The sequence below is a fragment of the Pseudomonas sp. MPB23 genome (assembly GCF_046605395.1).
Lineage (GTDB): Bacteria > Pseudomonadota > Gammaproteobacteria > Pseudomonadales > Pseudomonadaceae > Aquipseudomonas.
On the sequence record NZ_CP176771.1, the window covers coordinates 6,200,606 to 6,214,073 of the forward strand.

At 62.5% G+C, this 13,468-nt stretch carries 11 protein-coding genes; 4 read left to right on the plus strand and 7 right to left on the minus strand.

What is annotated here, in order from left to right; translation table 11 throughout:
* Position 1 precedes the first annotated feature (1 nt).
* The 5 genes from ACLH0J_RS28200 to ACLH0J_RS28220 form a co-directional block, all read right to left on the minus strand.
* Positions 2-484, minus strand: a complete 483-nt coding sequence (locus ACLH0J_RS28200; protein WP_411390018.1) for a CS1 type fimbrial major subunit — start codon at positions 482-484, stop codon at positions 2-4.
* A gap of 5 nt (positions 485-489) precedes the next feature.
* Positions 490-1,251, minus strand: coding sequence for a molecular chaperone (locus tag ACLH0J_RS28205; RefSeq protein ID WP_411390019.1), 762 nt, complete (start codon positions 1,249-1,251; stop codon positions 490-492).
* 61 nt (positions 1,252-1,312) lie between these two features.
* Positions 1,313-2,539 (minus strand): hypothetical protein, encoded by a 1,227-nt coding sequence (locus ACLH0J_RS28210; protein WP_411390020.1) that lies wholly within the window; start codon positions 2,537-2,539, stop codon positions 1,313-1,315.
* Positions 2,540-2,562: 23 nt separating this feature from the next.
* Complete coding sequence (locus tag ACLH0J_RS28215; protein WP_411390021.1) at positions 2,563-5,082, minus strand: TcfC E-set like domain-containing protein; 2,520 nt, start codon at positions 5,080-5,082, stop codon at positions 2,563-2,565.
* Positions 5,083-5,201: 119 nt separating this feature from the next.
* On the minus strand, positions 5,202-5,702 hold the full coding sequence (locus ACLH0J_RS28220) for a CS1 type fimbrial major subunit (protein ID WP_411390022.1): 501 nt from the start codon (positions 5,700-5,702) through the stop codon (positions 5,202-5,204).
* Positions 5,703-6,200: 498 nt separating this feature from the next.
* Here ACLH0J_RS28220 and ACLH0J_RS28225 point away from each other — a divergent pair, with 498 nt between their 5' ends.
* Together ACLH0J_RS28225 and ACLH0J_RS28230 are read left to right on the plus strand one after the other, a co-directional pair.
* Positions 6,201-6,749 (plus strand): PadR family transcriptional regulator, encoded by a 549-nt coding sequence (locus tag ACLH0J_RS28225; protein ID WP_411390023.1) that lies wholly within the window; start codon positions 6,201-6,203, stop codon positions 6,747-6,749.
* Positions 6,746-7,513, plus strand: coding sequence for a siderophore-interacting protein (locus ACLH0J_RS28230; protein ID WP_411390024.1), 768 nt, complete (start codon positions 6,746-6,748; stop codon positions 7,511-7,513). Before ACLH0J_RS28225 ends, ACLH0J_RS28230 begins: the two co-directional genes overlap by 4 nt.
* A gap of 31 nt (positions 7,514-7,544) precedes the next feature.
* Here the strand turns inward: ACLH0J_RS28230 and ACLH0J_RS28235 are convergent, their stop codons facing one another.
* A complete protein-coding gene (locus tag ACLH0J_RS28235) occupies positions 7,545-8,171 on the minus strand; it encodes a Pr6Pr family membrane protein (protein WP_411390025.1) in 627 nt (208 codons plus the stop codon).
* 5 nt (positions 8,172-8,176) lie between these two features.
* Positions 8,177-8,410, minus strand: coding sequence for a VF530 family DNA-binding protein (locus tag ACLH0J_RS28240; RefSeq protein WP_012722427.1), 234 nt, complete (start codon positions 8,408-8,410; stop codon positions 8,177-8,179).
* A gap of 150 nt (positions 8,411-8,560) precedes the next feature.
* Between ACLH0J_RS28240 and ACLH0J_RS28245 the strand changes: the two genes are divergently transcribed.
* Together ACLH0J_RS28245 and ACLH0J_RS28250 are read left to right on the plus strand one after the other, a co-directional pair.
* The gene (locus tag ACLH0J_RS28245) at positions 8,561-10,579 is read left to right on the plus strand and encodes a TonB-dependent receptor (protein ID WP_411390026.1); all 2,019 of its coding nucleotides are present in this window, start codon (positions 8,561-8,563) and stop codon (positions 10,577-10,579) included.
* Positions 10,580-10,996: 417 nt separating this feature from the next.
* Positions 10,997-13,408: a glucose/quinate/shikimate family membrane-bound PQQ-dependent dehydrogenase gene (locus tag ACLH0J_RS28250; RefSeq protein WP_411390027.1), complete on the plus strand. Its 2,412-nt coding sequence runs from the start codon at positions 10,997-10,999 to the stop codon at positions 13,406-13,408.
* Positions 13,409-13,468 lie beyond the last annotated feature (60 nt).

Genomic DNA, 13,468 nt, shown 5'->3' on the forward strand with positions numbered 1-13,468 from the left:
GTCACGGCGCGAGGAAGTCAAACACCAGGTGCACCGTGCCGTAATACTCGCCGCCGCGATAGCCGCCCTCGGGCTCTATGGCGGCGATGTCCAGTTCGGCGCGCCGGCCCACACTGGCGTCGGCGGCGTTGACCACTTCGACCGGGTCCAAGGTCAGCGCCACGTGGTTGAACAGCACTTGCAAGTCGATACGGTTGCGCCCGTTGTACAGATAGGGCTCGGCCCCCAGGCGGGCCGCGACGCCGCCGTTGAGGTTCTTCACGTCGAAGTTCTTGCGCAGGCGGCTCAGTTGCGAAGTCACCAGGTTCCAGGCCAGCAGTTGGTCCTGGCCCATCCAGTCCGGTTCGGACGGCAGCACATAGGCCTCATGCACCGGGATGGTCACCGAGACGTCGAACGAGTGACGCTCCTGGATCGCCGAAGAGGGGGCGCCCGCCAGCATGCAGGCCGCCAGTACACCGAGTCTTGTCAACTGCTTGAACATCATGATCACCCGTTACTTTTCTCGACCTTCATCGGTTTTTTAGCCAGCCCTTCCACCAGCACGAAGCTGTAGCGCCGGCCCGGTTTTTTCTCGAACGTCAGTTGACGCTCGGGCAGGATGTGGTGCTTGGTGGTGGGCACGCAGTCGGTGGGATTGGTCATCGAGCAGTCATGGAACTCGTCGAGCACCACGGTGCTGTTGCCGGCGTTGCGCAGTTGGTAGCTGTCGGCGGTCTCATTGATCTGGGTCTCGAAACGCGTGTCCTTGGGACGCACGAAAAACACCGTGCCGTAACCGGCCATCACGTTGATCCCGGCGGCCAGATGGTCTTTGTAGTCGGCACGTTCTTCGTCGCTGATGCCGAAGTTGTCGTCTTTTTCCGGGACCACAGGGATGAAACGCAGGCGGAAATACCGCTCCTTGTCGCGTGGCCCCATGTACAACAGGCGCGTGCCCTGGCGACCGTTGACCGGCACGATCAGGCGCGACGGGCTGGCCATCAGGCCGTCGCGGCTGGTGGTCACGCCTTTGTCGTCGGTGATCGACGGCACCGGTATTTCGCGGGTGGTGCCGTCTGGGTTGTAGACGATCTCCAGCACGTTGACCTTGATGAACGCGGTGCTGGTGCCGCCGTTGAACACGCGCTTGAGGTAGGAACTGCGATCGCCTTCCAGGTAGTCATACACCACCCCGACATTGATCAGCGGCCCGGCGTGGGCCGTGAGGGACATCAGGCACAACCCGATCCATAACACTGCTTGTTTCATGCTTACTACGCCTCATTGATTGAAGACGGCGGGCCAGGCCCGCCGAGGGTGCGGGGCCGGATTAAATCTGCGAGTCCCAGATCACGGTGGCCACGCCCGAATAGGTGCTGCCGGGCTGGTTGAGCATCCCGGCCATGTCGTCGCGCAGGACTTCAAAGTGCAGGGTGCCGGGGCGGTCGTTGACGTAGAACAGCGGCTGGAACAGCTCGGTGCCGTCGCCATCCAGGCGCAACGGGCGCTTTTGCACGGCTTGGTTACCGCGCCCGTCGATGCCGCTGGGCAGCGTCACAGCGACCTGCAACGGTACTTCGTCGCCGCTGGCGTTGCGCAAACCGCAGGTGTTGCCCATCACGACCGAACACTCCAGCTGCATCTTGAAACGCGAACTGGCGGCGATGCGGAACGTCTGGTCGCGGTACAGCCGCGCTGGCGCGCGCCCACGGTTGAGCCAGGCTTGCCAGCCGCCGTCGGGAATCAACTCGATGCGGTTGCCGCCGGGTGGAATATCGACCTTGAGGTCGTGTTCCACACTCAGGATGAAGTTGAAGGTGATGGCGTTTTTATTTGGGACCATGACGTCGCCAAAGTCGTAATCGCCGCCAGGGCCCATGGTGTAGGTGATGCTGCCGTGGTATTGGCCACCGGACATGGTCAGCGGGTTGGGCGTCCTCAGTTCGTAGGCGTATTCCATCGTCCTGAACCGCATGGCTGTGAGGTCGTGGGACGGTTGCCGACTGCAAGGCCCGGCGCCTTCAGGGGTCAGCCAGAAATACGAAGCAAACTCGGCCCCCGCAGCAAGGTGGCCGGTGCGCTGACAAGGAGCCGGCGCATTTGTCCATTGACTCTGCCAACTGAATCCCGGTTTCGCCCAGGTAGAAACGCCTGGCGGCCGGGGAATAAACCATAACGAGCCGATGCCGGCGATACGCAGTTGCACCGTTTCGGTTTCCCCGGTAGCGGTGTGAGTCACTTGCAGGTCACGCCAGTCCGACGGCACCTTGACCATGAAGCCTTTACGCTCGTCTTCGTGATTGGCCAGGATCGTCTGGTTGGACAGCGCGCTGAAATCGTTGTCCCGCAGGCTGAAGATCCCCATCGCCCGGCACTGGTTCGGAATATGCGCGGCACAGATCGAACTGATCGGCGTGGTGTTTTCGAAAACGTTCTTCATCGGGTTGGCGGGATCGGGCCGGAACCGCGCAGTGATCTGCTCGTCCGCCTGCAATGGAGAGGCGCCGAACCACAGCGCAGCCCCCATGGTCAGGATCAAGGTGTTGAGGGATTTCATCGTTAGCATTCTCGTCATGGCACTCAACCGGCGGTCTGAGTGCTGGAGGTGTTTTCGGCCAGGGTGTCCGGTGTGCAGCGCAGGTCACCGATCATCAACACGTCGTTTGCGTTGGCGGTGGTGGCCGGGTCCAGGCGGAACTGGCACAGCAGTTGGTTCTGGTAGCGGACTTCCAGGGTCGGCGCGCTGGCGCTCATTTCCATGGAGAAGAACCCGTCGACTTCGCTGACCCCACGGCTGGCGTGGTTGATCACGTGATGGCCCTTGAGCGGCTGGCCCTGGGCATCGAGCAGGCGACCGAGCACCGACACGGTTTTCATCACCGTGACTTTGCGGTAGTCCACCCCGCCCCGGTTCAGGTGGTAGGTGGTCCGCCCCGGCTGGATGTTGGCCGCCGGCGGGTGGTTGCCGTCGAAGTCGAAGTTCACCGTGCTGCTCTTATAGGCCGCCAGCGGCACGAAGTTGCGCCCCGGACGCAGGATGGCGCCGCCACCGCTGAAGTCGTCGGCACGCAAGGTGAGGTCGTCCAGGTCGGTCTCGACGTCGACGATCATGCCCGCGCCGTTGGTCTGGTACTGGCTGGTCAGCAGCATCTGGTCACCACCGGCGACGAAGGTGCTGTGCAGGTTCAGGCCGCCGCTGAGGTCGCCGTTGAACGAGCTGCGCTGGAGGAAGCCGTCGCCGCTGACCACGTCGCTGTCGAAACTGGCCATGCCGGACAGGCCGACGCCGTAGGTGTCGGTGATCGCCGTGGCCGAGACACTTTGCAGCAGGTGGTCGGTGAGGTCCTGGCGGTAGGTGACCGAGGCATTATTATCGCGGCCGCCGTCCCGCGCGGTGCGGGTGCCGATGCTGCCGGAGATCTGCCGGCCATCGCCGCCCAGGGCCAGGCTCACGGACAGGTCCACGCCACGGTTGCGCTGGTCGTTGGTACCGGACGTGCCCGGTCGGTCGAACACCGAGAACCGCCAGTTGGCGTCGCTGCCCCACAAGATGTCGCGGCGGCTCCAGCCCAGGTCGAGGCCGGCGCCTTCGGCATTGCCCTCGCTGTGGGACAGGCGCATGTTCCAGGAATTGCGCGCGTCGACCCGGTGGTTCACCGAGAGCGCCGAGTTGCTGGTCTGGCCGACGAAGGTATTGCGCCGCAGGCGGGTACCGTCGGGCAGGGTTTCGTAGGTGTCGCGGGTGTCGAGCCAACTGCGGTTATGGCTGAGCACCAGGTTGGTGGCGCCAAAGGTGTAGAGGCCCTGCACGTCCAAGCCGGTGCCGTGCTCGCGGGTCTGGTAGACGTTGGTGTAGAGGCTGGTGTTGTTGGCCACCGTCCAGTCCACCGAACCGCCGTATTGCAGTTGATCGCGCACTTCCCGCGCCGACAGGCCGAGAATCACCCGAGGGTGCAGCAGGTAGTTGACCGAAGCACCGGCGGTGATCGAGCCCGAAGACTGTTCATCCCAATTACTGAACAACTTGGTTTCGCGCCCGGCAAACACGTTGTAGCGCCAGCGGTCATCGACATTGCGCCAGTTACTGGGTTTGTACACCAGCTCCTGGGTGGTGCTGACGGTCAGGCCATCTTCCACCAGGCGCACTTCCACTTCGTAGATGCCGCCGGGCAAGGACCGCGTGTCCAGCGTCTGCAAACCGGCCGCAACCGCCTGGGTGTTGATCAGCAGGCCATTGCGGTAGATCTCCACGGCGGCCTGGCGATTGGCGGTGACGTAGATGGGGTAGACGCTGGCCTTGGCGTTGTTGATGGCCAGGCTGTCGGAGCTGCCGTACATGACGCCCAGCGCCGTATCGGGGCTGGCGCCAAAGCTGCGCAACTGACGGGTCAGGCCATCGGAGTTGGGGGTGAAATGGCCGAGGCGCAAAAACCGGCCTTCCAGTTCACGCTGGGTGTACAGCTCGTGGATCGCATGGCGCAGTTGCTCTTCGTCGCCACTCTGGCGCGCCAGTTGCAAATTGAACACCTGGGTCCAGTTGCCCAGGCTGGCACTGGCCTGCAAGCCATAACGCCCGCCCAGGTCTTCGTCCTGGCCGCCGTTGAGGTTGAGCTGGTTGTTGATGATCAAGCCACGGCTGCCGCCTTCGGGCTGTTGATAAAAGCGTGGGGCATCGCTGCTGTGTTCGACGTTCTGAGTGATGATCGACAGCAGCGAGTTTTCCAGGTTGTAGTGCATCGACACCAGTTGCTGCGGGCAGGACTGGGTACAGGCGCCAAGGGCAACGCCGTTCTCCAGCACCGACTTCCAGGTGTCGCGGGTGGTGGCGGGGACCTTGCTGTCACCGGCGTCGGTGAACTCCAGCAGCGTCACGCGCTCGTCCTGGGACAACACAATCAGCGCCTCACCCAGAGGCTGCCGATCCAGTTCGACCTGCACCGCCAGGGGCACATCGAAGAAATGATCGCTGAAACCGGCAGGCAAACCCTGGGCCTGGGTCAACAGACTGGCAGGCGTGACGGTGCCTGGCGTGGGTGCGGCCAAGGCACTCGTACAAATCACTAGCGCAAGCGCAACCGCGATGGGCGTCATCGGGAACATGAAAGGAATACTCTGAGGGCCAGGAGACAGGGTGAAAAACCAGGCCGACCGACGGGGAAGTTCAGCCGACCTGGACGCGGACGCCCGCGGGCCTTACGGCCCAACGGGCACTTACACCATTAAGGTGCAGGCGTTGGCAGCACCGCATCGAACACCAGCGCCACAGCGGAGGTGTAGGCACCGCGTTGGGTCGCCGACGGCTTGGCCGCCGAAATACGCAGCTCGGCACCGACGCCTGGGGTGGAGTCCGCTTCGTTCACCACTTCTTTGGGCGTGCCATCGAGCTCAACGCCGTGCAGGGTGGTGGTCAGCGGGATGTTTTGCGCGGTATTACCGTTGAACAGTACTGCCGGGCCGCCTTCGATGTAGGCGTGGACCGAACCGTTGGTGTTCTTCAGGTCGTAGATGGCGCTCAACGGCGCCAGCTCGCCGCTCACGATGTTGTAGTTCAGGGTTTCATCGCGACCGAAGTTCGGGTCACGTGGCTGCGCGTGGAACACCGTGGTCGGGATGTTGGCCTTGATGTTGACGGTGTGGTTGGCTTCGCCGGCAGCGAGGGCCATCGACGAATTCAGCGCCAGGAGGGCCAGGGGAGCAGCAATTGCGAACTTCTTGAACATGGTGATTTCCTGTTTTTTCGGACAAGTAAGTGCCCCATTGAAAGTTGAACTAATGGCTCAACGCGCAATGGGATCCGTTGCAATGAAACTTAGAGTGAGCGCAACGCGGGACACATAATCCACCAACTTCAAAAACAGGTATGCAGGCTCGTTCCTATGCCTTCGTAGCCAATGGATACTGGACTTGACGGAAAATTATGGCATTTTGCCAAAACTTTAATTCTGTCCGTAAGATATGGACTACATGAATAAAATATGCGACCAAAGAATGAAATAGCCGTCAGAACGGTACCACAAATTTAATAATTCAAGCGCCACACCGGCCGATAAAAGTTTGAGCTTTGACTCTAATAATAGTTCTGCAACTGTCATGTGCCAGATTTAATTCAACCTCGCCAAAAGGCTCTGGCGCCGCGCACGACCGTTGGTCGTATGGCTCTATCCGCGCCTTAAGATATATCTTACGTTATGTCTTACACACACAACGAGCGTACGAAAATGAGAGACCATCATTCCCACCGTGAACCCGGTGAAGACCGCGACGGCTTCGAGAGACGTCCTGGCCGCGAACGCGGCGGGCGCGGCCCACGGGTATTCGCCCCCGGCGATTTGAAATTGCTGCTGCCGGCGTTGATCGCCGAACAGCCGTGCCACGGCTACGACCTGATCCGCAAGATCGAAGCCCTGTTCGAGGGCGCCTACAGCCCAAGCCCCGGGGTGATCTACCCCACGCTGACCTTCCTCGAAGAAAGCGAATTGATCGTCGGCGACGCCGAAGGCGGGAAAAAACGCTACACCATCACCGACGCCGGTCGTCTCTTATTGAGCGAACAGGCGGTGGCCCTCGAGGGCATTCGCATGCGCATGGACGTGAGCAAACGCTCGCTGCGCGGTCATGATCGCCCAGCGCAAATCCACGAGGCGGTACACAACCTGCGCCATGCCTTGCATTCGCACCACGGGCGCTGGAGCCCGGAAGAAATCACGCGGGTCGCCGCCCTGCTCAACGGCGCCGCCCAAGCCATTGCCGACGGAAAAACCCAATGAATAGTCAAGCCATCCATCGCGTCAGTCACGAAATCAAACGCCGCCGCCTGAACGTGCTGCGCGTGGTCGACATCACCCCGCGGATGCGCCGCATCACCTTGGGCGGCCCGGAACTGGCGGGCTTTATCAGCCTGGGCAGTGACGACCACGTCAAGTTGATGTTCCCGCAGAACGCCGCCGAACAAGCGGCATTGGAAAGCCCGGGCTTCACCCTCAAAGGCGACGGCCCGCAGCCGGCGATGCGCGACTACACGCCCCGCCGCTACGACCTGGCCACCGGCGAGCTGGACATCGACTTCGTGCTGCACGGCGATGGCCCCGCCTCCACCTGGGCCGCACAGGCGGCGCCCGGCCAGCACCTGTACATCGGCGGCCCACGCGGCTCGATGATCGTGCCGGACATGTTCGACAGCTACCTGCTGATCGGCGACGAAACCGCCCTGCCCGCCATCGGCCGGCGCCTGGAAGAACTGCCGGCGGGCCGCAAGGTCGTGGCGGTGATCGAGATCGACAATCCAGCGGAACGCCAGGCTTTGCGCAGCGCGGCCGAGGTCGAGGTGATCTGGGTGGTGCGGGGTCGGGACGACCTGCTTGAAACGGTCAGGCACCTGACGCTGCCAAGCGGCTCGCTGTACAGCTTTGTCGCGACCGAAACCAAACTGTCGCGCCAGGTACGACGCGTGTTGCTGGACACCCATCAGGTCGATGAGGCGTTCCTCAAGGCCGTGGGTTACTGGCGTGCCGAGGGCAGCGAAGAAGACTGAAACCGGTGGGAGGGGCTTGCTCCCTCCCCCATTAGAAGGATGGCGGCTTCAAATACTTATCCAGCCCCACCACCGCCAACGCAATCGCGACAAACCCCGCCAGAATCCCCACGGCATTCACAAACACCTGTGGATAACCCAGGGTGCCGACGTCGATGAACGGGTACTGATACTGCCCGAGCAAATCCCCCCGCAGCAGCACATAGGCGAAATACACCAGCGGGTAAATCACCCACAGGCCGATGTGTTTGAGGCGCAGATGGCCCTTGGGCACACATCGCCACCAGTACACGACAAACACCACCGGCATCACGTCATGCAGCAGTTCGTCGGCAATGAATTGAAAGCCTTCGGGCTGCCATAAATGCCGCAGCAACAGGCTGTAGGCCAGGCCCACGACCACGATGCTCACCGCAATGCCACTGCTGACCGCGGGCGCCAGAAAAAACCGCTTGGTCGCCGAGTCGCGCGGCACCCACGCATAGCTGAGCACCGTCGCCACCAGGGTATTGGTCAGCACGGTGAAAAAACTGAAGAAGTTGATCAGCCCGCCCAGCAGGCTGGCGCCGGTGTCCCAGCGCGAATAGAAAATCAGGTATTGCTGAATCGCCAACCCCGCCCAACCGGCCAGCGCCGCTGCTCCCACATACCGCTTCATGGGGGTCAATCCAACGGGCGTTTGGTGCGCATCAGTTTCACGTACAACCCTTCGACTTTCTCCCGCGCCCAGGGGGTTTTGCGCAGGAACGTCAGGCTCGATTTGATACTCGGATCGCTCTTGAAACAGCGGATATCAATGCGTTCGGCGAGGCCTTCCCATTCGTAGTGTTCCACCAGGGTGGTGAGGACGTGCTGCAGGGTCACGCCGTGGAGTGGGTCGTTGCTTGTCGCGGTCATGCCGGGCCTATGAAAAAAATGCTCACGAAGGCGCACACCTTACCACCCCGCCCCTTCAGGTAAAAAAAGTTCCCGCTTGCGGTAAAAAAGAGATGTTATATTGTAACAGTAAATCTCAAATCTTTTCGCCGTTTTTCCAAGGAATGTCCGATGTCCCTCTCCCCCCTCTGGCGCTTGACCCCACTTGCCGCCGCCCTGCTGATCGGCTCCGAAGCCCAGGCCCTGGAACTGCCCGCCCAAGTCATCACCGCCAACCCGCTGGGCAGCGAGCAACTCGCGTCGCCGACCACCGTACTGGACGGTGATGAACTGACCCTGCAACAAAAAGGCAGCCTGGGCGAAACCCTCAACAAGCAACCGGGCGTGTCGTCCTCGTACTTCGGCCCGGGCGCCAGCCGGCCGATCATTCGCGGCCAGGATGGCGACCGCATTCGCCTGCTGCGCAATGGCGTCGGCGCGCTGGATGCGTCGTCGCTGTCCTACGACCACGCGGTGCCGCTGGACCCGGTCAACGTCGACCGCATCGAAATCGTGCGCGGCCCGGCGGCCCTGCTGTACGGCGGCAGCGCCATCGGCGGCGTGGTCAACACCTTCGACAACCGCATCCCCACCGAAGCCATCGAAGGTATCCACGGCGCGGGCGAGCTGCGCTACGGCGGCGCCGACACCACGCGCAGCAGCGCGGGCAAACTGGAAGCCGGCAACGGCACGTTCGCCTTGCACCTGGACGCCAATGCGCGGTCATTCAACGACCTGAAAATCCCTGGCCAGGCGCGCAGTCGTCACGCGTCGGCAACCGATGACGCCCCCGGTAAAAACGGGCGCCTGGGCAACAGCGACGGACGCCAGGACGGCGGCGCGGTGGGCGGTTCCTACACGTGGGACGACGGTTACGCCGGGCTGTCCTACAGCAGCTACGACGCCAACTACGGCTCCCCCGCCGAACAGGATGTGCGCATCCGCATGAAGCAGGACCACTACGCGTTCGCCTCCGAAATCCGCAACCTGCAAGGCCCGTTTACCTCGGTGAAAGTCGACGCGGGCTACACCGATTACGAGCACCGCGAAATCGAAGGCGGCGAAACCGGCACGATCTTCAAGAACAAGGGCTACGAGGCGCGGGTTGAAGCGCGCCACCAGCGCATCGGCCCGTTCGATGGCGTGGTCGGCGCACAAGTGACCCGCAACGAGTTCTCGGCCCTGGGCGAAGAAGCCTTCGTGCCGCAGACCGACACCAACGCCGGCGCGCTGTTTATCCTCGAAGAAATGCAAGCCACCGAACGCCTGAAACTCAGCCTCGGCGGGCGCCTGGAACACACCAGCATCGACCCGGACGCCAAGGGCAACGCGCGGTTTGCCGGGGCCGACAACAGCAATGACTTCACCGCCGGCAGCCTGTCGAGTGGGGCGGTGTATACCCTCACGCCGATCTGGTCCCTGGCCGCGACCCTGGGCTACACCGAACGCGCGCCGACCTTCTACGAGCTGTACGCCAACGGCGCCCACGTCGCCACCGGCACCTACGAGTTGGGCGACGCCCACCTGAAGAAAGAAAAAGCCGTGTCCAGCGACCTGGCCCTGCGCTTTGACACTGGCACCCACAAGGGCAGCTTCGGCGTGTTCTACAGCCACTTCTCCAATTACATCGGCTTGTTGGGCACCGGTCGTACATTGAACGACGAAGGTGAAGAAGACGCCGCCGGCATCCCTGAGTACGAATATTCCGGGGTGCGCGCACGTTTCGCCGGCTTTGAAGCCCAGGATCACTGGAAGCTTGGAGAAAGTGCCTACGGCAAGTTCGCGCTGGAGCTATCGGGGGATTACACCCGCGCCACCAACCTGGATACCGGCGAAGCCTTGCCGCGCATTGCACCGCTGCGTTTGAACAGCGGTTTATTGTGGGAGCTGGATCGCTGGCAGGCGCGGATCGACGTGGAACATGCCGCCGGCCAGGGCCGCGTGCCGGACAACGAAAGCGGCACCGACGGCTACACCACCCTGGGTGCCAGCGCCGGGTATCGCTTCAACATGGGCGGCAGCCAGTGGCTGGCGTTCGTGAACGGTGAAAACCTCACCAACCAGACCGTGCGTTACGCCAGCTCGATCCTGCGCGACATCGCCCCGGCGCCGGGCCGGAGTGTGCAGTTCGGGGTACGTACCACCTTCTAGACCGGCCTTTATGGCCGACGGAGGTGTTGGGTCGAGGGCGCTTGTCCCCTTACCACAACACCTCCACACCCCCAAACAAGCCGCCCATGACACAGCGACATTTAGTCACTGTTACCCAATCAGAAATAATGCATCTTGCGATTTGCGCTTTCTCTCGGCGCGCACTCCCTTTATCCTTGCCGACACAAACTGAAACGTTTAATCCCCACGGTCGACCCGATCTTGCCGAATTTCCTTCCTTCAAAAGACAGCGCTGTCTTAAACCGATCCGCGCCTGGGGATAAGTCGCCCGCCTGTGGATAACGCCGCTATCCGCAGAAAACCCGCATCAACGCTGAACCAAGCCTGTGTGGAATCGTCATCTACAGTGAAGAAACACACGGACACATAATTCCAACGTAACGGAGAAAAACGACTATGAGCACTGACGGTGCCTCAAGTCCAAGCCGCCTGCTGCCCAGGCTGCTTGGCGTCTTGCTGCTGATCATGGGCCTGGCCTTGCTGGCCGGGGGTATCAAGCTGAGCCTGCTCGGCGGGTCGCTGTACTACCTGCTGGCCGGTATCGGCATCACCTTGACCGGCCTGCTCTTGCTGGCCAGCCGCCGCGCCGCGCTGGGGCTGTACGCACTGGTGCTGTTCGCCAGTACCGTGTGGGCACTGTGGGAAGTCGGCCTGGATTGGTGGCAGTTGGTGCCGCGCCTGGCGCTGCTGTTCGCCCTCGGCATCGTCATGCTGCTCCCATGGTTTCGTCGTCCGTTGCTGCGTGGTCAACCGGCCCCATTGGGCACCGGCGCGCTGAGCGTCGCCGTGGTCCTGGCCGGCGCTGCCGCCGTTGCCAGCCAATTCACCCAGCCCGGTGAGATCAAAGGCCAACTGGACCGCGACGCGGTACCGGGCATGGCCAGCACTGCACCGTCCCAGGCCGATGGCGACTGGAATTCCTACGGCCGCTCGGCCTATGGCGATCGCTACTCGCCTCTGGCGCAGATCACCCCGGAAAACGCCCACAAGCTGGTGCCGGCCTGGACCTTCCGTACCGGCGATATTCCCGGCGCCGGCGACCCTGGCGAAACCACCGCGGAAAACACCCCGCTGAAAGTCAACGGCATGCTCTACGTGTGCACGCCGCACAGCCAGGTGATCGCGCTGGACCCGGACACCGGCAAGGAGATCTGGCGTTTCGATCCGAAGATCACCACCCAGGGTGCCGAGAACTTCAAGGGTTGGGCGCACATGACCTGCCGCGGCGTGTCGTATCACGATGACGCCGCCTACGCGTCCGAGCAGAGCCCGACGGGCAGCGCCAGCCCGGCGGCCGCCCCGAACGCCTGCCCGAAACGCATCTTCGTACCGACCGCCGATACCCGTCTGATCGCCCTCAACGCCGACACCGGCAAGATGTGCGAAGACTTCGGCGACAAAGGCCAGGTCGATCTGCGTGCCAATATCGGCAGCTTCGCCCCAGGCGGTTACTACTCCACCTCGCCACCGGCCGTGACCAAGAACCTGGTGGTGATCGGCGGTCACGTCACCGATAACGTCTCCACCGACGAGCCGAGCGGCGTGATCCGCGCGTTCGACGTGCACACCGGCAAGCTGGTGTGGAACTGGGACAGCGGCAACCCGGACGACACCACCCCGTTGGCCGAGGGCAAGACCTACACCCGCAACTCGCCGAACATGTGGTCCATGTTCGCCGTGGATGAAAAACTCGGCCTGCTCTACCTGCCGATGGGCAACCAGATGCCCGACCAATACGGCGGCGACCGTACCGAAGATTCGGAAAAATACAGCGCCGGCCTGACTGCCCTGGACATCGACAGCGGCCACGTGAAGTGGACCTTCCAGTTCACCCACCATGACCTGTGGGACATGGACGTGGGCGGCCAACCGTCGCTGATCGACATCAAGACCGACGCCGGCGTGAAGCAGGCGGTAATGGCGTCGACCAAGCAAGGCAGCATCTACGTGCTGGACCGCGCCACCGGCCAACCGGTCGTGCCGGTCCACGAAGTGGCCGTGCCGCAAGGCGCCGTCGCCGGCGATCACACCTCGCCGACGCAACCGAAGTCCGAGCTGAACTTCATGCCGCCGCCGCTCAAAGAGCGTGACATGTGGGGCGTGACGCCGTTCGACCAACTGCTGTGCCGCATCGACTTCAAATCCCTGCGCTACGACGGGGCCTTCACCCCACCGTCGCTGCAAGGTTCGATCGTCTACCCAGGTAACTTCGGCGTGTTCGACTGGGGTGGCATTTCCGTCGACCCGGTACGCCAGATCGCCTTCGTGAACCCCAGCTACATGGCGTTCAAATCCAAGCTGATCCCGGCCGCCGACATTGCCAAACAAGGCCCGCGCATCAGCGAAACCCAAGGCGTGCAGCCAAACAAAGGCGCGCCGTACGGCGTGATCCTCGAAGCCATGCTCTCGCCAATGGGCCTGCCGTGCCAGGCGCCAGCGTGGGGTTATGTAGCGGCGGTCGACCTGACCACCCACAAAACCATCTGGATGCACAAGAACGGCACTGTGCGCGACAGCTCGCCGGTTCCGGTGCCACTGACCATGGGCGTACCTAGCCTGGGCGGCACGTTCACCACCGCCGGTGGCGTGGCGTTCCTCAGCGGCACCCTCGACCAGTACCTGCGTGCCTACGACGTGAAAAACGGCAAGCAACTGTGGGAAGGTCGCCTGCCCGCCGGTGCGCAAACCACGCCGATGACCTACACCGGCAAGGACGGCAAGCAGTACGTGCTGGTCATGGCCGGCGGTCACGGTTCCCTGGGCACCAAGCAGGGTGACTATGTGATGGCATTCAAACTGCCGGATTAAGCTTTACCCGCAGTCAGAAAAAGGCGGCTACCCATCAGGTAGCCGCCTTTTTCATGCGCG